The organism is Roseimaritima sediminicola, assembly GCF_009618275.1.
Taxonomy (GTDB): domain Bacteria; phylum Planctomycetota; class Planctomycetia; order Pirellulales; family Pirellulaceae; genus Roseimaritima; species Roseimaritima sediminicola.
The window spans coordinates 14,958-35,914 of sequence record NZ_WIAD01000035.1 but is presented as its reverse complement, the minus strand read 5'-3'; the positions used below and the strand labels follow the sequence as shown (position 1 = coordinate 35,914).

Here is a 20,957-nt window from a genome sequence, read left to right as displayed (position 1 = left end):
CGAAGCCAATGCGTCGATGGCGGTGCGGGACAAGTCCAACCGGATCCGCCGCTACATGAGTAAGCAAAACGTGTACCAGCGATTGACCGTGGGCGGCGCGCTGCCGGACGGCTCGCGTACCGTTGCCGTCGCGATTCGAGTACGCTGGTTGGACACCACCAGCCTCGCAGCGGACGAGTCACACGGAATGGGCCACACGGAATGGGGCACACGAAACGGTTGCTTGGCTCTGTCACGGATTCCCTGTCACGGAAACCTCTTGATGATGAACGAACGTATTCAGTCCACGTACGAGATCCGTTGGTTTTTGGACACGCCGCTGGGCGACCAGTTGTTTGCCGACCAGCCGGTCGCCGAACGCACCGACTGGTATGCGCCGCACTGCAGTCCGGAGCACAGCGTCAAGGTTCGCGGCGAAGCGACGCGTTTGCTGGAAGCGAAAACGCGGGTCAGCGAGAATGTTTTGTCGGAGGGCGAGGCGGCGTTTCCCAGCGGTTCGCTGCAGAGTTGGATCAAACGCTCGACGCCGCTGGCCGATAGCGGGCTGGTCGAAGACGCGATCGTCGATGTCTGGCCTGCCGTCCACAAACAACGCCGCTGCGCCTACTACGCGCTGTCGGAGCAGGGATGGCAGCGGGTGGCCGATCGAAACGTCCGCGGAGCGTTGCAAGTCGAATACACCCAGGTCGCCGCGCGCGGCGTAACGGCGTGGACGTTTGCCCTGGAAGCCGCCAACGATCAGGACCCGGCACGGATTGCCGATCTGCTGCCGACGCTCCATAAGGCTTTCCCCGAAATGCTGGATCCGGCACGTTTGCAGCGCCCCCTGTCCTATCCGGATTGGTTGCTGTCGCTGGGAGTATGAATGCCGGCGCGGAACGCATTGCGACTGGCCAGGTGCGCCTTGTGACTGGCCAGGTGCGCCTTGCGACTGGTCAGATGCGTCATTGGCACACTCTTTGCTGCATATCTTAAAAGCTCGAAAAGACTGCCAAATTGGACGTCTCGAGCCTGTTGTAAGTAAGCGAATTTGCTCCCTTTGAACCCGTTTGATAAGGAGGGTGAAAAAATGTTATCGACTCGTTGGGAACCGTGGACGGAACTGAATCGATTGAGCCGTGAGATGGACCGACTGTTCGGCCGCAGCGGCGAGAGTTCAGCGATGGGATCGGGCACCTTTCCCGCGCTGAACGTCTGGGAAGACGACGACAGCCTATTTGTCGAAGCGGAATTGCCCGGTTTTAACGCTTCGGATCTGGAGATCTACGTCACCGGCAATCAGTTGACGATCAAGGGCGTGCGTCAAGCTCCCGAGCGAGAGGGCGGCACCTGGCATCGGCAGGAACGCGGCTACGGCAGCTTCCACCGAATGATCGAATTGCCGGTTCGCGTCGATGGCGACAAAGTCTCGGCCGAATCCGAGCAGGGCGTGTTGCGAGTAACGCTGCCCAAGAGCGAAGCGGTCAAGCCACGACGCATTGAAGTTCAAACCCATTGATCCTGCCTCGCGACATCTCGCCGGAGAGGCTGTGCAAAGGCATGTCGTTAAGGCGTTTTGATAAGGAGGATAACAATGAGTACCAGTATGACCACGACGAATCACAAACAGCGACGCGAGCAGGACGGCAACAGCCGTCAGGCGTTGGCCGCCCAGCATCGGGACAGCGAGCGGACGCGGTCGACCTTCATGCCGCATTTCGATATTTGGGAAGGCGATGAAGAGCTCGTCCTGTATGGCGACCTGCCCGGTGTGTCGGCCGAGAACTTGGATATCCAGTTCGAAAACCGACTGCTGACCATTCGCGGCCAGGTGGACGACGCCGAGGCGTCGCCGAAGTACCTGTACCGCGAGTACGGCGTCGGCGATTTCCAGCGCGTGTTCTCGATCGGCGAAGCCATCGATACTAGCGCGGTCTCGGCCGAGCTGCACGACGGCGTGCTGACGCTGCGATTGCCCAAACGCGAAGCGGTCAAACCGCGGCGGATCGAAGTCAAAGCCAAGTGATCTGTTGGCTAGATGATCTGTTCGCTGGATGATTCGGCGGCGTTTCGCACCGGCTGCGAAACCCGATTGCCACTTCAGAACAAACGCGTTCTCGGATGCTTCCGAGGACGCGTTTTTTGTTGGAAGGGCGAACCGTTTTGTCGGAGGCGAACCGTCCTTTCCGGGGCGAATCGCGGACCGGACGCAGCCCGGAGCCGGCACGACGTTTGCAACTGTTCTGTGGTGTTTACTGTTTCGTTGGTGCTAAGCACGTCGGCATGAATCTTTCGGTGAAACCCCGCGACAACACCCTCCCGCGCAGCGGGAGGGTCGGGCTCTTAGGACCGGGGAGGGCCCTACGAAAACCCTCTCCGGGCCTAAGAGCCCGACTCTCCCAGAGGGAGAGTAAAGCCGAATCAAATGTTGCGACGTGCTTACTGTTTTGCGGTGTGGACCACGAAGCTTTCCTTTAACCTGCCCGGAGCCCTTTGCCCATGTTCGTTCGCCTGTTTGCCTCGCTGTTGTTGTCTGGACTGTTTTGGGTCGGCAGCGCCGCAGCGCAGTACATCGTCCTGCAGCCGGCCACCGGTGTCGCCGCGCCGGCTCCCGTGATCACCACCGCTCCGGTCACATCGGTGGCTCCGGCCGTAACCGCCTATCGTCCCGCCGTCACGGCTGCTCCGGCGGTGACGGCTTATCGTCCCGCCGTGACGGCTGCTCCGGCCGTAACCGCTTATCGTCCCGCCGTGACGGCTGCGCCCGTAACAGCGTACCGGCCCAGCACGACCGTCTCGGTGATGACGGGCCGGCCGGTCGCTGCGGCTCCGGTCGTGGTTCGGCCCAAGGTTTATGTGCCCGGTCGACCGCTGTACAACTTGTTCCAAGCGATCACGCCCTAGTCCACCGGTGGTGGGGATCTCCAGGCATCGCCCAGCCAGCGGATGTCGGTTCGCGGTTCTTTCAAGGATCGCGTGATCAACATCGCTTCGATGTTCGTCAGGACGATGCCCACCAGGGCGATCCGCAGCGGCCAGACGGACCATTCGAAGAACAATCCAAACACCGCCGCCACCATCAAAAACCAGCACGTCTTGGCGGCGCGAGTGTGATACGCCGGGGCGCTACCGAATTTTCCCCAGGCGTACAAGCAAGAGACGACGTAGCTGCCCAGGGCCAGAGCCAACAAAACGGCTTCTTGCCAAAGCACGTCGCCGAACATCCAAATCGTGGCCACCAACAAGCAGGCGTACATCGTCACGTCGGCTAGCGTATCCAGCTTGGGACCGATCCGTGATCTCTGGTCCAACCACACGGCCAGTTTGCCGTCGATCCAGTCGGTTGCGGTGAGAAACAGAAATAGGGCCACCACGAGCATCGGACGATCCAAGATCGCCAGAGCGATCAGGCCAAAGGCGCCCAGGAAGCGAACCAAGCAGAGCGCATTGGGAACCGTTACCCAGACTGCGGGAGGTTTGCCCGGTGGTTGTTTATCCGGCGGGCGGGCGATTCCGGGGGCGGCGGCCGTCGAGGCGGTCGCGGAAGACGCGGCGGTCGGCTCAGGCATTGGTTGATGGTTGATGGTTGATGGTTATGTGACTGCGAACACGAGGTAGTAATAGAATGCCGGAGCGGTAAAGGAGAGGCTGTCGACGCGGTCCAGAATGCCACCCTGGCCGGGCACCATCGTGCCACTGGCTTTGACGCCGGCGTCGCGCTTGATCAGCGACATGTTCAAGTCGCCCAGCAAGCCGGCCACGGCGATCAACAAACCGGCACCGGCGGCAGCCCCCACGCCCAGCGGCGTCAGCAACCAGCCCAGCGGGATCGAAATCAGGACCGTCAAGCCGAGTCCGCCCGCGAAACCTTCCCAGGTCTTGCCGGGAGACACCGAGGTCAGGCGGCGGCGGCCGAGAGCGCGACCTACCAAGGCTTGGCAGATGTCGTTGATTTGTGTCAGTGCGACCAGAAACAGAAACCATCCGCCGACGCCGGCCACCGGATTGTTCGCCGGCGACAGAACGGCCAACAGCGCGGCGTGCCCCAGGGCGTACACCAACAGCAGCCCCGCCATCGTCACTTCTCCGATCGCCGTGGTGCTGTAGCGCGTGTGTCCGGTCAGGATGCACACCGCACTGGGCAAGACCAGGCAGGCCAGCGGAACGCCCACGCGGAACACAGCGATCCAGCCCGCCGACAACCCGGCAAAAGCCAGCAACCACACCGCGGGAATCGTCCAGAGGAACCCCTGCGGCACAGAGCGCTGAAGCGGCAGGGTGAGGAATTCCCAAATCGCCAGGGCCGTGATCACAGCCATCAACAGAAGCATTCCCCAGGGGCCAGTCCAGACGGCCGCCAGGACCAAGATGGCGATGACCCACCACGAGGCCAGGCTGGCAAACCGCTCACTCGCCTTGCTTCCGGGGGCACGACCCGCGGACACGATGCGAACGACCGAACCGATCAACAAGGCTCCGATGCCGATCGCCGTAACCCACAACATTCCGCCCGCTTCGTCCGGTAGGCTCATGCGTCTTGCCAATCCTGTGCATAGCGGTCGCGGAGCGCTTTGGCGATCACCGGCAAAATCGCCAACAACGACAGCGCCACCAGCAGCGGCAGGTCGACGATCCCCCAGACGCCCTGCTCGACCATCGTCTCCAGCGAGGGAAGACGAGCGCCGGCCAGGACGAATACGATCGTTCCGGGCAGCATGCCGACGTAGGTCGTCCAGGCAAACGTCGGCGCGGCGATACCGGTTGCGCCCGAGGCGTAATTGGTCAGCGTGTAGGGGGCGTGCAGCAAACGCAGCGAGATCATGTACATCGGGCCGTGCCGGTGGAGCGCTTTGTCGATCACTTTGATGAATCCGGCCATCCGTTTCTCCACCCACTCGCGGAAGACATAGCGAACGGTCAACATCGTGCCCACCGCGGCGGCCGTCAACGACACGCTGGCAATCACCAGGCCCATCCAGAACCCGAACAGCCATCCGTAGATGATCGATTTGCCCAGCGTGCCGGGAACGAACGAAAGGGCCACATAGATTGCAAAGCCGATCAGTCCGGCCAGCCAGCGGTTGCGAGCGACGCGTTCGCGAAGTTGCGTTTCTTGTTCCAAAATGGCATCGATCGCCGCGTATTCGCGCGCCGCCCACCAGAGCACCGCCAGCACGAGCAGGAAGCCAACCAACAGACTGATTCGTCGGATCATAAACAGGAATGGAATAGGGCATTCTCCGGCCGTCCGATTGGTACGCCGGTTGCAATTGTCATGGTTGCAACTGTCATGGTTGCAGTTGTCATATCGTGTTATCGCTGCTACCGCGGGTGCTGCACCCGAGGACGCTAGCACCTACCGATGCAATTCGTATACCAACCGCGCCGTACAGCCCCGACTAGTCGATGAGAATCCTGCATCTATCCGATCTGCATTTCGGGCCCCCCTACCTGCCACACATCGGCAAAGCCGTTCTGAAGATCGCGCCCCAGTTGGAACCCGATGCGATCGTCGTCAGCGGCGACCTGACGCAGCGGGCGAAGAAAGAGCAATTCATCGACGCTCGCGAGTTCCTGGATCGGCTGCCCGAAGTGCCCATGTTGGTGATCCCCGGCAATCACGACGTGCCGCTGTACCGGGTCAAGGAGCGGCTGACCGACCCGCTGGGCTTGTATCGCAAGTACATTCAGGCGGATTTGAATCCGGTTTTGGAGTTGCCCGAAGCGTTGCTGGTGGGCATCGATTCAACCTCGCCGCGGCGAGCGATCAGCAACGGCCGAATCACGTCGGATCAACTGCGTCATTCCGAAGCGGTATTCGCGACCGCCCCACCGCACCTGGCACGCATCGTCGTCGCCCACCACCACTTCGCGCCGGCTCCGGATTACCTGCATGATCAGACGATGCCCAAGGCCCGGCGCGCCATCAACCGCTTCGTCGAACAGAATGTGGAGTTGATTCTGGGCGGCCATTTGCACCGCGCCTACATCGGCAACTCGCTGAATTTCTATCGCGGGCAGCATCGCGACCAAGGGATCGTCATCGTCCAGTGCGGCACGACCACTTCACGCCGAGGACGCGGCCCGGAGAGCGAGAAGAATTCGTTTAACACGATCGACATCGACAGCCAGATGATGACCGTGACGCACTATATGTACTTCGAAGACCGGCAAACGTTTGGCGCACTGAGCCGGCATCATTTTCCTCGTCGCGGACGAGAACTTGCCTAGCTGGACCGCACCGTTGGCGAGGGTGTACCCTTCGTCCTACAATGGATCTTCTGTATACCGGGTGGCCAAGCGAGTGGGTTAAACAAGACAGTCTATGGACGATGTGCAGGCAAGCGATCACGACCAGGATCCAGCGGACGAACGATCGTTGATCGTCGTGGGCATCGGCGCGTCGGCCGGCGGATTGGAACCGTTGGAAGAGTTTTTTCAGGCCCTGCCGCCGGATTGCGGAATCAGTTTTGTGGTCGTCCAGCATCTGTCGCCGGATTTCAAAAGCCACATGGAGGCCCTCCTGTCGCGACGCACCGAGATGCGCGTCCAACGAGTGCAGGATGGGATGTCGGTCGAGCCGAATCACGTCTACCTGATCCCGGCTCGTACCGAAATGGTGATTCGCAAGGGTCGGCTGTATCTGACCGACGTCGGGCCGCAGCGCACCTTGGCAAAGCCCATCGACCATTTTTTTACCTCCCTGGCTCACGATGTCGGACGCCACGGGATCGCGGTCGTCTTGTCGGGGACCGGCAGCGACGGTTCGCGGGGCGTCGTCGACGTGCATCGCGCCGGCGGCCTGGTGGCGGTCCAGGACCTGCAGAGCGCCAGCTTTGATGGGATGCCGCTGAACGCCCAGGCCACCGGGATCGCGGATGTTGTCGCCACGCCGGCGGGAATCGCCGAAGCGGTTTTGGACTACGCTCGGCAGTCCCTGCTGCGCGTCTCGGCGGGCGCCGGAGGCGTGTCGCGGAACCATCCCGGCACCGCCAACGAAGGGCTGTCGCCACGCGATCCCCGCTCGCAGGTCCCCCTCCGCTCGCCCAGCGATCCCAGCTCGCCCGCTGACTCCGGCTCGCTCGCTGACTCCGGCTCGCCCGCTGACTCCGGCTCGGCCCTTGACTCCAGCTCGGCCCTTGATTCCAGCTCGGCCCTTGATTCCGACCGGGAGGGTGACGAAGCCGAGGCGGATGATCTGCGGCGGATCTTCCATCTGCTCCAGCAACAGCACGGACTGGACTTCTCGGACTACAAACTCAGCACCGTCCAGCGGCGGATTCAACGACGCTGCGAGATGCTGGGTTTGGCATCCCGCGAGCAGTACGTTAGCCGGCTGCAAACCGATCGCACCGAAGTCAATCATTTGTACGAAGACCTGTTGATCGGGGTGACCAAATTCTTCCGGGATCCGGAAGCCTTTGCCACGCTGGCCGACGGGGTCATTCCCGAATTGTTCGAGCGGGCCGGTGACGCCCAGACCATTCGGGTTTGGGTGGCGGGGTGCGCCTCGGGCGAAGAAGCCTATTCGCTGGCGATCCTGTTTGACGAAGCCAAACGACGTCGCGGCGCGGATGTCGAGATCAAAATCTTTGCGACCGACGCGCATCATCTATCGCTTCAGATCGCGGCCCAGGGCGTGTACCCGGAAGCCTCGCTGAGTGAGTTGAGCGGCGAGCGGTTGTCGCGGTACTTTCGCAAGCAACGCGATGGTTATCACGTCGTTCCGGAGCTGCGTCAGAACATCGTGTTTGCGCCGCACAATCTGCTGCGCAACGCACCGTTCACGCATATGGATTTGATCACCTGCCGCAATCTGTTGATCTATCTGCAGCCGCCCGCCCAGGACAAGGTGTTGTCGCTGTTTCACTTTGCCTTGAACGTCGACGGCGTGATGTGGCTGGGGCCGAGCGAGTCGCCTGGAGAGATTGCGGGCGAGTTCAACGCAATCGACAAACGCTGGCGGCTGTACCGCAAACGTCGTCAAGTGCGTTTGCCGCTGCGGGCGCCGCTGCCGATGCCCACGGTCAACGCTTCTCTCGGGCTCGGTACGGCGACCGCCGCTTTGGAAACACCGCATCGCATCGCCGCGCCAAAAGTGGACGCGGCGCTGTTGGCGATGTACGACCAATTGCTGCAGCGGCATCTGCCGCCCAGTGTTTTGGTGGACGATCATTTTCATGTTCTGCATGTCTTTGGGGACGCGCAGAGTTTTCTGCGGCTGCCCGCCGGACGACCCTCGTCCTTTTTGCTGGACCTGGTAGACGAGCACCTGAAGGCACCGGTCCGCAACGCCTTGCAGCATGCCGCTCGAGCCGGCCAGACCGTCAGCTACCATCATCCCCGCCCCGGCGGCGACGACGGTCCGGAGCGACTTCGCATCGTCGTCGAACCGATGCAGGAATCGGTCAGCAAGGAATGTTGTTTTCACGTCCAGTTCCTGAAGACCGCGCCGACGCGAACCGCCACTGGCAGGCCGGCCAGCGGTTCGGACGCCGAGTCTTGCGCCGAATCCTCCGCCGAGGACCGCGCTGCCGCATCCCCGATGTCCGGCCCGGCGACCTCCAGTGAACAGCGAATCGCCGAACTGGAAACCGAACTGCGCGAGACGCAAGAAAACCTGCAAGCGACGATCGAGGAAATGGAAACCTCGAACGAGGAACTGCAGGCTTCCAACGAAGAATTGGTCGCCTCCAACGAGGAACTGCAAAGCGCCAACGAGGAACTGCACAGCGTCAACGAAGAACTGTACACGGTGAACGCCGAACACCAACGCCGCGTCGAGGAACTGGCTCAGGCCAACCAGGACATGGACAATCTGTTGGCGGCCACCCGCGTGGGCGTGATCTTCCTGGACGCGGACTTTTACATCCGGCGGTTCACGCCCGAGATCGCGAGAATCTTTCATCTGATGGACCACGACGTGGGGCGTTCGATCGAAGGGTTTGCCAACAACCTCCAGGATGTGTCGTTGTTGGACGAGTTGGCGGAAGTACGTCAGAGCGAAACGCTGAAGGAAGTTCGCGTTACCGATCGCAACGGTACGCCCTTCCTCCTGCGGATCGTTCCCTACCGGCGGTTAAATGCCATCAGCGGTTTGGTGATGACCCTGATCGACGTGACGTCGTTGCGAAATGCCGAAGCCCAGACCCGCCGAACCGCCGAACGTCTGCAGACGATTCTCGATACGACGCCCGAAGGCATCTACGGCATGGACCTGGACGGCAATTGCACGTTTTGTAATCGCGCTGCGGTGGGTCTGTTGGGCTTCGAGGATGAATCGCAGTTGATCGGCGAGAAGATGCACGATTTGATCCACCACTCCCACGCCGATGGGTCGCCCTATCCGGTTACCGAGTGCAGTATTTTTATGGTCCATGATGACGGCGCCGTGCTGCACCGAGACGACGAAGTTTTTTGGCGCGCCGATGGGACGCCGATTCAGGTGGAGTACCGGAGCCGCGCTAAGATCCTCGATGGTCGGCGCGTGGGCACGTTGGTCACGTTCCAGGACATCACCGCCCGGGTCGCGATGCAGCAGCGACAGCAACAGATGATGGCCGAACTGGACAAGGCCCGACAGGCTGCGCAGGAAGCCAACGAAGCCAAGAGTGCGTTCCTGGCCAATATGAGCCACGAACTGCGTTCACCGATGACCGCCGTGTTGGGCTTTGCCGAGATGCTGGCGAACGAGTCCGACGATACGTTGGTCCAGGAACGCGCCGGAACGATCCGTCGCAACGGCAATTATCTGCTGTCCTTGCTGAATGATATTTTGGACCTGTCGAAGATCGAAGCCGGCAAGATGCGGGTCGAAGCCGAAGCGGTGCGGATCTGCGATGTGATCGAGGACGTACGCTCGTTGATGAATGTCCGGGCGACCGGCGAGGGCATTCGTTTGGCTTTCGATTGGATGAGCGATGTTCCCCAAGCGATCACGGGCGATTCCCTGCGGATCCGGCAGATCCTGGTCAATCTGATCAGCAATGCCCTGAAGTTCACCGATGAAGGAGAAGTCCGCGTCCAGGTCCGGTTTGTGCCCGAGAAAAAGGAGGCGTCGCCGGATTCGGCAAACAACGCTTTGTCCGGCCCGGATGCCGACCTCGAAAACTTGCCGCGTCTGGATATATCGGTCGTCGATACCGGCATCGGAATGAGCCCCGAGCAGGTGTCGCTGCTGTTCCAGCCGTTCTCGCAAGCCTCCGGCGATACGGCGCATCGCTATGGCGGTACCGGCCTGGGGCTGAGCATCAGTCAACGCTTGGCCAAGGCGATGGGCGGCTGGATCTCCGTCGAAAGCCAATCCGGCAAAGGCAGCCGGTTCACGCTGTCCCTGCGGGTTACACCGGAACAGGCCCAAAGAATCGTTTCGCCGACCGGCCGGAGCATCAAAACCGAACCGGAACCGGCCGCCTCAGGGCTGCCGGCGCTTCGCGGACGATACCTGGTTGCGGACGATCGCCGGGATATCTGGCGCGTGGTCAAATACTTCTTGGAGAAATGTGGCGGCGAAGTCACGATCGCCGAGGACGGCCGCCAAGCGTTGGATGCGGCCGTGATCGCCCGCGAGGCGGGCCAGCCGTTTGACTTGATCGTCATGGACATGCAGATGCCGGTGATGACCGGACGACAAGCCGTAGCGGAATTGCGAAAACAGGGTTTTGAATGCCCCATCATTGCCCTGACCGCCGATGCGATGGACGGCGAGCGAGAGGAATGCCTGCGCATCGGTTGCAACGGTTATTTCGCGAAACCGGTCGATGCCATCCCGCTGATGCAATTGGTCGCTTCTCTTACCGCACAACGAGACGCCTGATGAACGCTGCCGCCACGCGGAGACTGTTGATCGCCAACACGCTGCTGATCCTGGCCGTGATCGTACTGGGCGCAGGGCTGCTGTGGCAGCGAGGCGCCCGGCCGCATGGCGGGCAACCCACCGAAGACCCGCTGGCGAACGGGCAAACGGTCCGGCGCCCCCTGCAACCAGCCGGAACGACCTCTGCAAACCCATCCTCGGCCGGTTCCCGATCGGCGGCCCCGGTCGAATCACCGACGCTCGACCGACTCGGCGACCCTCAACAGATCCAGCAATCGCGGCGCGAGATCGCCGAAGAGGAAGTCGCCACGATCGCCCTCTTCAAAGCGTCCGCGCCGTCGGTCGTGCATATCACGACGCACCGCGTTGCTCGCGATTTCTTTTCACTGAACCTGCAAAAGATCCCGCGGGGCAGCGGAACCGGATTCGTATGGGACAAGGAAGGGCATATCGTGACGAATTACCACGTGATCAAGGACGCGGACATCGCGTACGTTTCCTTTGGTGACCAAGACGATTCGGCCGCGCGGCTGGTCGGCGCCGCGCCGGAAAAGGACCTGGCCGTGCTGAAGATCGATATCGACCCGGAACGTCTCCGGCCCTTGCCCCTGGGAACCTCCAGCGATCTGGAGGTGGGGCTCAAAGCTCTGGCGATCGGCAATCCGTTCGGTCTGGACCATACGCTGACCACGGGCATCGTCAGCGCCTTGGGCCGCGAAATCGAATCCACCACCGGGTTGCCGATCAAGGATGTCATTCAGACCGATGCCGCGATCAATCCGGGAAACAGTGGCGGCCCGCTGCTGGACAGCTCCGGCCGGTTGATCGGCGTCAACACGGCGATCTACAGCCCCTCGGGAACCTATGCGGGAATCGGGTTCGCGATCCCCGTAGACGCCGTCAAATGGGTCGTTCCGGAATTGATCGAACACGGCAAGATCATCCGTGCCGGGCTGGCGGCCACGCTGGCGTCGGACCGCATGATCGCCCAGCTGGATTTGCCCGGCGTGTTGATCCTGGACATTCGCGAGGACAGCCAAACGGCCGCCTCCAGCCTCCGGCCGACGCGGCGCACACGCTTCGGACAGATCGTGCTGGGCGACATCATCATCGCCATCGAAGGCCATCCGGTGCGGGACAACAAGGACCTGTTATTAACCTTGGAAAACTATCGCGTCGGCGAAACGGTCGACGTAACCGTGTGGCGCGACGGACAGGAAGTGACCGTCCAGGTTCAATTGGAACTGGCCGAGTAGAAAGTAGCTCGGCTGTCCCAGCCGAGGGTTGGGTTGTTCACGGCTGGGACAGCCGTGCTACGATCACAGGCGGGAAGCCTGTGCCACGAGCCTCAGGCCAGCAGCGCCTGGACCACTTTGCCGTGCACGTCGGTTAACCGGAAGGGTCGCCCGGCGTAGGTGAAGGTCAGCCGCTGGTGATCGATCCCCAATTGATGCAGGATCGTCGCTTGGACGTCGTGCACGTGCACCGGGGTTTCCACGCAGTGAAACCCCAGTTCGTCGGTCGCGCCCAGCGTTTGCCCGCCTCGAATCCCGCCGCCGGCAAACCACATCGTGAACGCTTGCGGATGGTGATCGCGACCTTCCGAACGGCCCAGGGCGGCACTGGATTCGACCATCGGCGTGCGGCCGAATTCGCCGCCCCAGACGACCAGCGTGTCGTCCAGCAAGCCGCGGCTGGCCAGGTCTTTGATCAACGCGGCCGAGGCTTGGTCGGTTTTTTTGCACTGGGCTTTGACGCCGCCTGCGACGTTGGAATGATGGTCCCAGCCGGCGTGGTACACCTGGATGAAACGCACGCCGCGTTCGGCCAACCGCCGGGCCAACAAACAATTGTTGGCGAATCCGTGCGCGGGATCGCCAGGGGCGGCCCCATACATTTCGAGCGTGCCGGCGGTTTCCTGTGAAAAATCCATCAGCTCCGGTGCACGGCTTTGCATGCGGTACGCCATCTCATAGGCACGGATGCGGGCGTCGATTTCCGGGTCGCCCGTCACGGACATCCGCTGTTGGTTCAGCTCTGCGATCAGGTCCAAGCTGTCTCGCTGCATTCTCGCGTCGATGCTCGGCGGAGGGGAAACATTCAGAATGGCATCGCCCGAACTGCGAAACGGGACGCCCTGATGCTGCGAGGGCAAAAAGCCGCTGTTCCACATCGCCGCCCCACCACTCAAACTGCCGCCGCTCTTGAGCACCACGAAGGTGGGCAGATCGTCCGCCTCGTTGCCGATGCCGTAGCTCAACCAGGAGCCCATCGCCGGACGCCCCGGAATCCCGCTGCCGGTATTCAAAAACAATTGTGCTGGAGCATGGTTGAATTGATCGGTGTGCACGCTGCGAACAATCGCCAGGCGGTCGACGACTTTGGCCAAATGCGGCAACCGATCCGAAAGCTGGGCTCCGCTTTGGCCGTGACGAGCAAACGGGAACTGCGGTTCCAGTACGGCGGCGTCGGGTTGAATGAAGGCATAACGCTGGCCGTCGATCACCGACGGCGGCAGCGGTTGACCGGCCAACTCCGCCAACTTGGGTTTGTAATCGAACAGATCCAGCTGGCTCGGCGCACCGGCCATGAACAGATAAATCACCCGCTTGGCCCGAGGTGCGTGATGCCGCCCACCCGCGTGATGCAGACTGCCCCCGGTCCCCTGCCCCACGCTCCCCTGCCCCGCGGTCAATCGCGAGCCGCCGCCGACCAACAGCGAAGCCAAGGCGGCTTTTCCCAAGCCCACGCCGCAGGTGCGAAACAATTGACGTCGAGTGATGCTGTGTAACGGATGCATGGTCATCAAGGTTTGGTGATGGCTTCGTCGGTATTCATCAACGCCCGGCACAGCAGGAATAAAACCTGCTCCCGAGGCACTTGGTGAGCGGTTTGCTGATGGCAGAAATCCAGCATCGCGGCGTGTTCGTCCGCGGTGGGCGGACGAACCAGAACCGCGCGAAACAGCTGCGTCACGATTCGGTCGAGCGGCTGCGAGGAGGCAGTGTGCCGGTCGGCCAGATGACGCGCCAGCTCTAAAAACATTTCGTCGTTCAACAGGGTCAGGGCCTGCAGCGGTGTGTTGCTGCGCTGCCGCCGAGCGATACAGGTTTCTCGCGACGGGGCATCGAAAACCGCAGCGGCGGCAAACGGTGCGGTGCGTTTGGTAAAGGTGTACAAGCTGCGGCGATAACGGTCGCCGCCGGTCGACGCTTTCCAGGATGCATTTCCGTAGGCTAGCGCCGTTACCGACGCCGGCTGCGGCGGGTACACGCTGGGGCCGCCAACCGACCGGCTCAAGCGACCGCTGGCGGCCAGGAATTGGTCGCGGATCGCCTCGGCCGACAATCGCACCCGTGGTCCTCGGGCCAGATAGCGGTTTTCGGGGTCTTCCCCACTGCGTCGATCCGACCCTTGGCGGTAGGTCGCGCTCAACACGATCTGGCGGTATAGCCATTTGAGCGACCAGTCGTGCCGAACCCATTCGGTGGCCAAATAGTCCAGCAACTGTGGATGCGACGGCGGTTCGCTCTGCGTGCCAAAGTCTCCATCGGTGCGGACCAGTCCGTAACCGAACAGGTTTCGCCAAACGCGGTTCACCATCACGCGGGCCACCAACGGGTTCTCCTCGCTGACCAACCACTGCGCCAGCTGCAGACGGTTCTGCGGAGCGTCGGACGCAGTGGATGTGAACAGCGCCGGGATGTTGCCCGAGACCGGCTCGCGCGGTTGCAGGTATTCGCCCCTGTGATGCCGGTGCGTTGGACGAGGGTGGTCGGCGGGGCGTTCACGGAACCCCAACGTCCGCACCGGCTCGGGACGCGTCGCCGCTAGGGCTGCGACCGGAGCGTAATGCCGGGCCAACGACCGCGACGAACGCAGGAAGTGTCGCTGCAGCCGTTCGTACTGGGGATAGGCCGGGTTGGATTCCGCCAATTGCCGTACCAGGTCGACCGGCAGCGAGGACGCACGGACCGGCGTCTCGGCGGCGGTGGCGGAAAAGCGAAAGCGTCCCAGGGCGGCGGCGAAATGGCGTTCGAACAACAGTTCGATCTCGAACTCGCCCGCTGCGGATTCGGTCCCCGGGTCGATCGGTTGCTCGAAATTGACGACCAACTGGCTGGCCTGGCCTTCGCGTCCGGACGTGGACCATCCGGTGGATCCGTCGCCGTCCAACACGTTGGCGGCCGCCGGATCGCCCGAGCCGACGCTGATCTTGCCGTAGTCATGCGTCGCTTCGTGTAACGCCACGTCCTGCCCATCGATCCGAACCCGCAGCTCGCTGAGGAAGAAATCGCCGCGGCGTCCTTCATAGAATGCCATCCCGGGACCTCCCGCCGGAAGGCTCTCGTGCGGCAACACCTCCAGCCGCAACGCACTGATGGGTCCGTTCAGAGCAAACCGCAGCCGGTACTCGTCGCGCTTCGTCACGTCGCCGCTGGCCAAGACCGAGGCGTCGTCCAGGACTCGCAGCCGTGGCGAGGTGGATTCCAAATCGACGGGCGTCAGCGGCCGCCAATCGACAGCCTGCTTCTGCTGCTGTTCCAGCCAGCGGCGAAAGGCCTGAGCGACCGCCGGACGGTACTGCAGCGGCCCGACGAATTCGGCTCGCGGCGCGGGCAACTGGTCCTGGGCCGGCAGCCATTGACCGACCAGCTCACGCTCGCGAGCTTCGACCTCCGCATCGATCTGTTGTTGACGCCGGCGAACGTCCGGGTCCTCGATCACGATGTCTGGTTCGTCGGCATTGTTCAACAACGCCAACAACGCAAAGTAGTCGGTGTGGGTGATCGGGTCGTACTTGTGGGTGTGACACTGGGCGCAGCCGACGGTCAACCCCATCCACACCGTTCCGGTTGTGGCCACGCGATCGACTACGGCGTGGTAGCGATATTCCTGGGGGTCGATGCCGCCTTCCTCGTTCAGCATCGTATTGCGATGAAAGCCGGTGGCGATGCGTTGGGCATCGGTCGCGCCGGGCAACATGTCACCGGCCAATTGTTCGATCGAAAACCGGTCGAACGGCATGTCCGCCGAAAGCGCTCGCAGCACCCAGTCGCGGTACGGCCAGATCGTGCGGGGGCGATCTTTCTCGTACCCATTGGTGTCGGCATAACGGGCCAGGTCCAGCCAGGTACGCGCCGTGTGTTCGGCGAAGGCGGGCGAAGCCAGCAAGCGATCCACCAGCCGCGGCACGGCGTCGGGACGCGTATCATCGGCGAACCGGTCGGCCTCGGCGGGTGACGGTGGCAAACCGGTCAGATCCAAGTACAGGCGGCGGACCAGAGTGTAGCGGTCGGCCGGCGGGCTGGGTTGCAACGAGGTCTGCTGGGCAAGCCGCGCCTGAACAAAACGGTCGATCGGATGCTCGGCCGCCGCGGTGAAGGGCTCGATCGCGGCGGGCACGTCAGGCCGTTGGGGCGGAACGAACGCCCAGTGCTTTGCATAAGCCGCACCGCCGTCGATCCACCGCCGCAGCGTATCGATCTCGGCCGGCGTCAAGCCATCGTCCGTCCCCGGCGGCATCCGCATGTCCGGATCTTCGGCGGCGACACGCAGCACGACTTCGCTGGCTTCGGAATCGCCTGGCACGATGGCCGCGTAACCGCCCAGGTCGGCCGTGGCGGCTTCGATCTCGTCCAACCGCAGGCCGGCTTCGCGCGTCTGTTCGTCGGGACCGTGGCACTTGTAGCAGTGGGCGGCCAGGATGGGCCGCACATCACGGTTGAAATCGACGTCGTCGGCGCAGGCCAGGGAGGGCAGCAACAAAAACGGCAGGAACCCCAGCAGGGGAAGGTGGGTTGGAGGACGCATGTCCGTATTGTACACCGTCCGCCAACCAACTCGTGCTCGTGCTCGTGCTCGTGCTCGTGCTCGTGCTCGTGCTCGTACTCGTACTCGTACTCGTACTCGTACTCGTGCTCGTGCTCGTGCTCGTGCTCAGGGCGCAGCCCGGTACTCCTGCTCGCCGTGAGCGGGTTCTCGATTTGCTACGGTCCGCGAGTACGAGTACCGCTTCGCTGAGTACGAGGTGTTTCACAGGCTGGAAGCCTATGCCACTGGTTTCACAGGCTGGGAAGCCTATGCCACTGGTTTCACAGGCTGGAAGCCTATGCCACTGGTTTCACAGGCTGGAAGCCTTGGCCACGGTTAGCGGTCGCTGTACACCGTGGTGCTTTCTTCCTTGGTCACCGGAACGGCCGATTGCTCGCTGGTCAGGATGGCTTGGATCTTGTGCGTGCCCGGTGCTTTGCCGCGGACGCGGACCCGGTACACTTCCTCGCCTGCCGCGTCCAGTCGCGGCAGGGGCTCAAAGGCGACCAGGCCGCGGCCGTCGGTGCCGGCGTTGCGGTCCGCGCTGACCAATTCCAATTCCGGCGGCAGCTTGATCTGCAGCTGGACGTTGGTATCGCCTCGCGAACCGCTGTTGTTGACGCGGATCTCGTAGGTGGTCTCGCTGCCGATCTCCACCGGGTCCTGATCGTCGGCCACGGCAAAGGACAGCTCGGCCAGCGTATCGATCAAAACCATCTTCTCGTTCTCTTCGCGAATGCCCAGGTCTCCGGTGACTTCCAGCCGCACGGCCTGTTCGCCTTCTTCCACCGGCAACAGGGTCAGCGGCACCGTGCCATTGGCGCCGGTGGGAAGCTCGGCCAGGCTCCAGTAGATGGCATGTCGCGAGGGATCGTATTGGCCTTCGTTCTCGGTGCTGACAAAACTGAATCCGCGATCCAGGTACGCGACCAGTTCCACGTTGGTGGCGTTGGCGGTGCCGACGTTGGCCACCGCAATGTTGTAGGTGGCGGGCCGTTCCAGGAACCGCTTGGAGGGACCCTGCAGTTCCAAAGCCACTCGCGGGGCGACGACTTCCACGGCCACAGCGTCTTCGGCGGTCAACTGATCATCGCTGATCAATCGCACCACGTTCTCGACCGTGCCTGCCGCGGTCGCTCGCAACCGCAGGATCTGCGTGCGGGATTCGCCGGGACCCAAGTCACCCAGCAGATTGTCCAGCTGGCGTCCTTTGGGATGCTCGAGACCCTCGGGAACGTCTTCCTGGAGGACGACGCCGGTTGCCGTGCCGGTACCGATGTTCTCGATGTTGATCTCCAGTTCCAACTGCTGGCCGATCAAAACACGTTCGGGTGCCCGTTGGCGGATTCGCAATTCCGGCCGCGTGGAGATCGTACGCACCGATGCCGCGGCTTCGAACGTGACGCGAGCCACGCTGCCCAGTTCGCCTTCGGTTTCCGGTACCAACTGCAGCGTGATCGATCGTTCGCCACCGGGCTCCAGGCCGCCCAGCGACCAGACCAGTGCATCGGCGGTGCCGGTGGGCTGCGGCATCGCGTCGACCAGCCGCATCCCATCGGGAACGCGGTCGTGAACCTGGACGTTGTACGCGTCGGTGGTGCCGACGTTGCGGACGTCGATCACGAAGGTCGCCGGTTTGCCGACCTGGACCTCTTCCGGAGCTCGTTTGTGGATCAGAACGCTGGGCGCCTGAGCTCCCTCCCAGCGCCGGTCGCCGGGCTGGGCCATGACGTTCTGCATCGCCGGCAACGAACGGGTGCCGCGCGACGCGACCCGACCCAGTGGCTGAGCCGCAGCGGCCGGACTGGGAACCTCCGCCTGCGCGGGGAACTCCGTCTGTGCGGGGAACTCTGCCCGGGCGGGAAACTCTGTTTGCATCGCCATCGCCGGCGCGGCGCCGGGCTGGGCGGCCAGCGAAGGGGCGGCCGCGGCAGGTGCCGGATTGGCGGGGGCTGGATTGGGGAACGCTGGCGTGGCTGCGGGTGCAGCCGCCGTCATCTCGGGCTGTGCGGGGGCCATCGGCATCGCCGCGGGCCCCGCCTGTGGCGAAGCGGCCTGTTCTGCCGAAGCGGCCTGTTCTGCCGAAGCAGCTTGTTCTGCCGAAGCGGGAGCCGGTGCGGAGCCGGCGCCGGGATCCAGGCTCGGCGGCGTGGCGGCCAGTTCGGCGGCGGCCGTCATCTCGGTCGCCGGGACCGATACCATCTCGGCGGGCTGGAAGGTGTGTTGTTGGGCCATCGCTGCCAGTTCGCCCGGCGCGGCGGCCGCTGCGTCATCGGCGGATTCTGCGGGGAACGTTTCCGCGGCTGGCATTTCTGTGGGGGCTTCGGCGGCCGGGGCCGCAGCGTCTTCGCTCTCGCCGCCGCCGCCGCGCAGGACGTTCTGGGTCGACAACGTGCCGATTTGCGGAGCTTCGCTGGCGAAGTCCAGTTCTGCCATCGCGTCGACCTGGGCGGCGCTCGGTGGGGTGGTCGTCGGCGCCGCCGCCGACGCAGCATCGTTCGGGCCATCGCCAGGGGCGTTCGGGCCATCGCCAGGGGCGTTCGGGCCAGCGCCTGCATCGTTCGGGCCAGCGCCTGGGGCGGCCGTGGGCAGGGAAAGGCTGGCCGGGGCCATCGAAGGGGCGGCGGCTGGATCGATCGAGCCACGGGTTTGCATCGTCGCCGGCGCTTCGGCGGCGGGGTCGACCTCGGCCGCCTGGGCAGGCATACCGCCGGGCATGGCCAGCGAGGGGCCGGCGGCAAAACCGGGACCGGCCGCGGCCGGGTCGGCTGCGGTGACTTCAGGTTCGCTATCGGGCACGGCCAGCGGCTGTTGGTGGCCGGCCAACTGGATGTTTCCTGTCGAGGGCCCGGCGGCCGGGTCGGCGGCGGGCGGCTGCAGCGCGGCCGCACCGACATCATTACCGCGAAAGATCGTGGTTTCCGGGGACCAGGGTTGGTCGTCGACCGCCGCGATTGGGGCTGCCGGTTGGTCGTCGAGCAGTTCTCGTTCGAGATCCGCGGTCGATGACGAAGGATTCCGTTGCGCCTGACTGGCGGCCAGGATACCTAATAAGACGACACCGGTCGCACCGGCCAGTCGAACGCCAAAGCGTTTCATCGCAGCAATTCCTTTGCGGGTCCACACGAACGCAGGCCGTTCCCTGGCCTGCCGACACGATTCTTAGCAAAATTTCCAGAATCGCTAAAGAGCAACTGAGATTGAAGATTTGAGATTGCGGTTGTGGCCAGGGGTTCGGTATGGATGCGATAGATCTTGAACGAAAACCTCCTGTTTCCCGCCGATCGGGTCGCGGGTGGTTACGACCCGCCGCTCCGCTGCCCGACGGCACGCTTCTTCCCGCCCCATGCTGATGCGATTGTTTTCTGCCTGCCCCGCTTGCCGAACTCGAATCGATCGATCCGCTTCGATTGTCGCCCTGTTATGCGCCGCGCTCGTGCTGTCGGCCGTCGGCTGTGGCACGACCAAGATGCACGAAGCCACCGACCAAATGGTGCTCAGCGAGGCGGTGGACCACAGCATCGCGGCGATCGATTTCCGTCCGCTGGCCGGCCAGAAAGTCTATCTCGACACCACCTACATCCGGCAGGTCAAAGGTGCCAAATTCGTCAACGCCGATTACATCGTCAGCGCTTTGCGGCAACAGGTGGTGGCTGCGGGATGTTTGCTGCAAGAGAACCAGAAAGAAGCCGACCTGATCATCGAAGCCCGCTGTGGGACGCTCGGCGCCGACGGCCACCAGACCACCTACGGGATTCCGGCCAGCAACGTCGTCTCTTCGGCCGCGTCGCTGATTCCATCGGCCCCCAGCGTGCCGACGATTCCCGAGATCTCGCTGGCGCGGCGGGAAAGCAGCGAAGGGGCGGCCAAGATCGCCGCCTTCGCCTACGACCGCGAAACCCGCACGCCGGTCTGGCAGTCGGGCACCTCGCAGGCCACCGCCTCGGCCAAGGACGTCTGGGTGCTGGGCGTCGGACCGTTCCAAGGCGGCACGATCCGCGAGCGCACGCGGTTCGTCGCCGGGGACCTGGAGTTCGGTAAGCGCAAGGACAACGAATCGCCGGTACGCATCCACGATCGGCCGCCGGTCGATTACACGGCCGAAGTCCACTTCGACGAGGGCTGGCCCCTGCTCAGCAGCGACATGCCGGCCAAAATGCTGAAAGGCAAACGCGATCCTGAGTCCGAGGAAGAGGTGGCCGTAGTCGGTTTCGAAGAAGCGGCCGAGGGCGAAGAAGCCAAACCCGCCGAGCAGCCCGCCGCCGAGAAAGACTAGCGGAGCGCCTTCAAAACAGCGGCGGTTGACACCGCCGGCAAGGGCTGTGTCGCCCTTCGGGCTGGTTCTGCG

At 63.2% G+C, this 20,957-nt stretch carries 14 protein-coding genes; 8 read left to right on the top strand and 6 right to left on the bottom strand.

Features of this window, described 5'->3' with window-relative positions:
* The first annotated feature begins 55 nt into the window (after nt 1-55).
* From GE027_RS15975 to GE027_RS23120, 4 genes are all read left to right on the top strand, one after another.
* A complete protein-coding gene (locus tag GE027_RS15975; RefSeq protein WP_153558215.1) occupies nt 56-865 on the top strand; it encodes a hypothetical protein in 810 nt (269 codons plus the stop codon).
* 204 nt (nt 866-1,069) lie between these two features.
* Nucleotides 1,070-1,498: an Hsp20/alpha crystallin family protein gene (locus GE027_RS15970; protein ID WP_153558214.1), complete on the top strand. Its 429-nt coding sequence runs from the start codon at nt 1,070-1,072 to the stop codon at nt 1,496-1,498.
* Between the two features lie 75 nt (nt 1,499-1,573).
* Nucleotides 1,574-2,005: an Hsp20/alpha crystallin family protein gene (locus tag GE027_RS15965; protein WP_153558213.1), complete on the top strand. Its 432-nt coding sequence runs from the start codon at nt 1,574-1,576 to the stop codon at nt 2,003-2,005.
* 473 nt (nt 2,006-2,478) lie between these two features.
* Nucleotides 2,479-2,883 carry a hypothetical protein gene (locus GE027_RS23120; RefSeq protein WP_153558212.1) on the top strand — a complete coding sequence of 135 codons (405 nt, stop codon included), beginning with the start codon at nt 2,479-2,481 and terminating at the stop codon, nt 2,881-2,883.
* On the opposite strand, the gene GE027_RS15955 is transcribed toward GE027_RS23120, so the two are convergent.
* Genes GE027_RS15955 through GE027_RS15945 form a run of 3 tightly spaced genes read right to left on the bottom strand, consistent with a single transcriptional unit; the run spans nt 2,880 to nt 5,194 of the window.
* Nucleotides 2,880-3,548, bottom strand: a complete 669-nt coding sequence (locus GE027_RS15955) for a CDP-alcohol phosphatidyltransferase family protein (RefSeq protein WP_153558211.1) — start codon at nt 3,546-3,548, stop codon at nt 2,880-2,882. The two genes, GE027_RS23120 and GE027_RS15955, sit on opposite strands and share 4 nt — an antisense overlap.
* 24 nt (nt 3,549-3,572) lie before the next feature.
* Nucleotides 3,573-4,511 (bottom strand): phosphatidate cytidylyltransferase, encoded by a 939-nt coding sequence (locus GE027_RS15950; protein ID WP_153558210.1) that lies wholly within the window; start codon nt 4,509-4,511, stop codon nt 3,573-3,575.
* Nucleotides 4,508-5,194, bottom strand: a complete 687-nt coding sequence (locus GE027_RS15945) for a TVP38/TMEM64 family protein (protein ID WP_153558209.1) — start codon at nt 5,192-5,194, stop codon at nt 4,508-4,510. Before GE027_RS15945 ends, GE027_RS15950 begins: the two co-directional genes overlap by 4 nt.
* 191 nt (nt 5,195-5,385) lie before the next feature.
* On the opposite strand from GE027_RS15945, the gene GE027_RS15940 reads away from it, so the two are divergent.
* The 3 genes from GE027_RS15940 to GE027_RS15930 all read left to right on the top strand — a co-directional run bounded on the left by GE027_RS15940 (nt 5,386) and on the right by GE027_RS15930 (nt 12,051).
* Nucleotides 5,386-6,210, top strand: coding sequence for a metallophosphoesterase family protein (locus tag GE027_RS15940; RefSeq protein WP_153558208.1), 825 nt, complete (start codon nt 5,386-5,388; stop codon nt 6,208-6,210).
* Between the two features lie 94 nt (nt 6,211-6,304).
* A complete protein-coding gene (locus tag GE027_RS15935) occupies nt 6,305-10,795 on the top strand; it encodes a chemotaxis protein CheB (protein WP_153558207.1) in 4,491 nt (1,496 codons plus the stop codon).
* The gene (locus tag GE027_RS15930; protein WP_153558206.1) at nt 10,795-12,051 is read left to right on the top strand and encodes a S1C family serine protease; all 1,257 of its coding nucleotides are present in this window, start codon (nt 10,795-10,797) and stop codon (nt 12,049-12,051) included. Before GE027_RS15935 ends, GE027_RS15930 begins: the two co-directional genes overlap by 1 nt.
* Before the next feature lie 92 nt (nt 12,052-12,143).
* Here GE027_RS15930 and GE027_RS15925 read toward each other — a convergent pair whose 3' ends face one another.
* The 3 genes from GE027_RS15925 to GE027_RS15915 all read right to left on the bottom strand — a co-directional run bounded on the left by GE027_RS15925 (nt 12,144) and on the right by GE027_RS15915 (nt 19,708).
* Nucleotides 12,144-13,595 carry a DUF1501 domain-containing protein gene (locus tag GE027_RS15925; protein ID WP_153558205.1) on the bottom strand — a complete coding sequence of 484 codons (1,452 nt, stop codon included), beginning with the start codon at nt 13,593-13,595 and terminating at the stop codon, nt 12,144-12,146.
* Between the two features lie 5 nt (nt 13,596-13,600).
* The gene (locus GE027_RS15920) at nt 13,601-16,609 is read right to left on the bottom strand and encodes a PSD1 and planctomycete cytochrome C domain-containing protein (RefSeq protein ID WP_153558204.1); all 3,009 of its coding nucleotides are present in this window, start codon (nt 16,607-16,609) and stop codon (nt 13,601-13,603) included.
* Nucleotides 16,610-16,945: 336 nt separating this feature from the next.
* Entirely contained in the window at nt 16,946-19,708 is a 2,763-nt protein-coding gene (locus GE027_RS15915) for a DUF11 domain-containing protein (RefSeq protein WP_153558203.1), read from the bottom strand.
* A gap of 253 nt (nt 19,709-19,961) precedes the next feature.
* On the opposite strand from GE027_RS15915, the gene GE027_RS15910 reads away from it, so the two are divergent.
* On the top strand, nt 19,962-20,885 hold the full coding sequence (locus GE027_RS15910) for a DUF6655 family protein (RefSeq protein WP_153558202.1): 924 nt from the start codon (nt 19,962-19,964) through the stop codon (nt 20,883-20,885).
* The last annotated feature ends 72 nt before the right edge of the window (nt 20,886-20,957 follow it).

Excerpts from the sequence above, each read along its gene's own strand:
- GE027_RS15975 (WP_153558215.1), top strand. The coding sequence starts at position 56 with ATGAGTAAGCAAAACGTGTACCAGCGATTGACCGTGGGCGGCGCGCTG.
- GE027_RS15970 (WP_153558214.1), top strand. The coding sequence starts at position 1,070 with ATGTTATCGACTCGTTGGGAACCGTGGACGGAACTGAATCGATTGAGC.
- GE027_RS15965 (WP_153558213.1), top strand. The coding sequence starts at position 1,574 with ATGAGTACCAGTATGACCACGACGAATCACAAACAGCGACGCGAGCAG.
- GE027_RS23120 (WP_153558212.1), top strand. The coding sequence starts at position 2,479 with ATGTTCGTTCGCCTGTTTGCCTCGCTGTTGTTGTCTGGACTGTTTTGG.
- GE027_RS15955 (WP_153558211.1), bottom strand. The coding sequence starts at position 3,548 with ATGCCTGAGCCGACCGCCGCGTCTTCCGCGACCGCCTCGACGGCCGCC.
- GE027_RS15950 (WP_153558210.1), bottom strand. The coding sequence starts at position 4,511 with ATGAGCCTACCGGACGAAGCGGGCGGAATGTTGTGGGTTACGGCGATC.
- GE027_RS15945 (WP_153558209.1), bottom strand. The coding sequence starts at position 5,194 with ATGATCCGACGAATCAGTCTGTTGGTTGGCTTCCTGCTCGTGCTGGCG.
- GE027_RS15940 (WP_153558208.1), top strand. The coding sequence starts at position 5,386 with ATGAGAATCCTGCATCTATCCGATCTGCATTTCGGGCCCCCCTACCTG.
- GE027_RS15935 (WP_153558207.1), top strand. The coding sequence starts at position 6,305 with ATGGACGATGTGCAGGCAAGCGATCACGACCAGGATCCAGCGGACGAA.
- GE027_RS15930 (WP_153558206.1), top strand. The coding sequence starts at position 10,795 with ATGAACGCTGCCGCCACGCGGAGACTGTTGATCGCCAACACGCTGCTG.
- GE027_RS15925 (WP_153558205.1), bottom strand. The coding sequence starts at position 13,595 with ATGCATCCGTTACACAGCATCACTCGACGTCAATTGTTTCGCACCTGC.
- GE027_RS15920 (WP_153558204.1), bottom strand. The coding sequence starts at position 16,609 with ATGCGTCCTCCAACCCACCTTCCCCTGCTGGGGTTCCTGCCGTTTTTG.
- GE027_RS15915 (WP_153558203.1), bottom strand. The coding sequence starts at position 19,708 with ATGAAACGCTTTGGCGTTCGACTGGCCGGTGCGACCGGTGTCGTCTTA.
- GE027_RS15910 (WP_153558202.1), top strand. The coding sequence starts at position 19,962 with ATGCGATTGTTTTCTGCCTGCCCCGCTTGCCGAACTCGAATCGATCGA.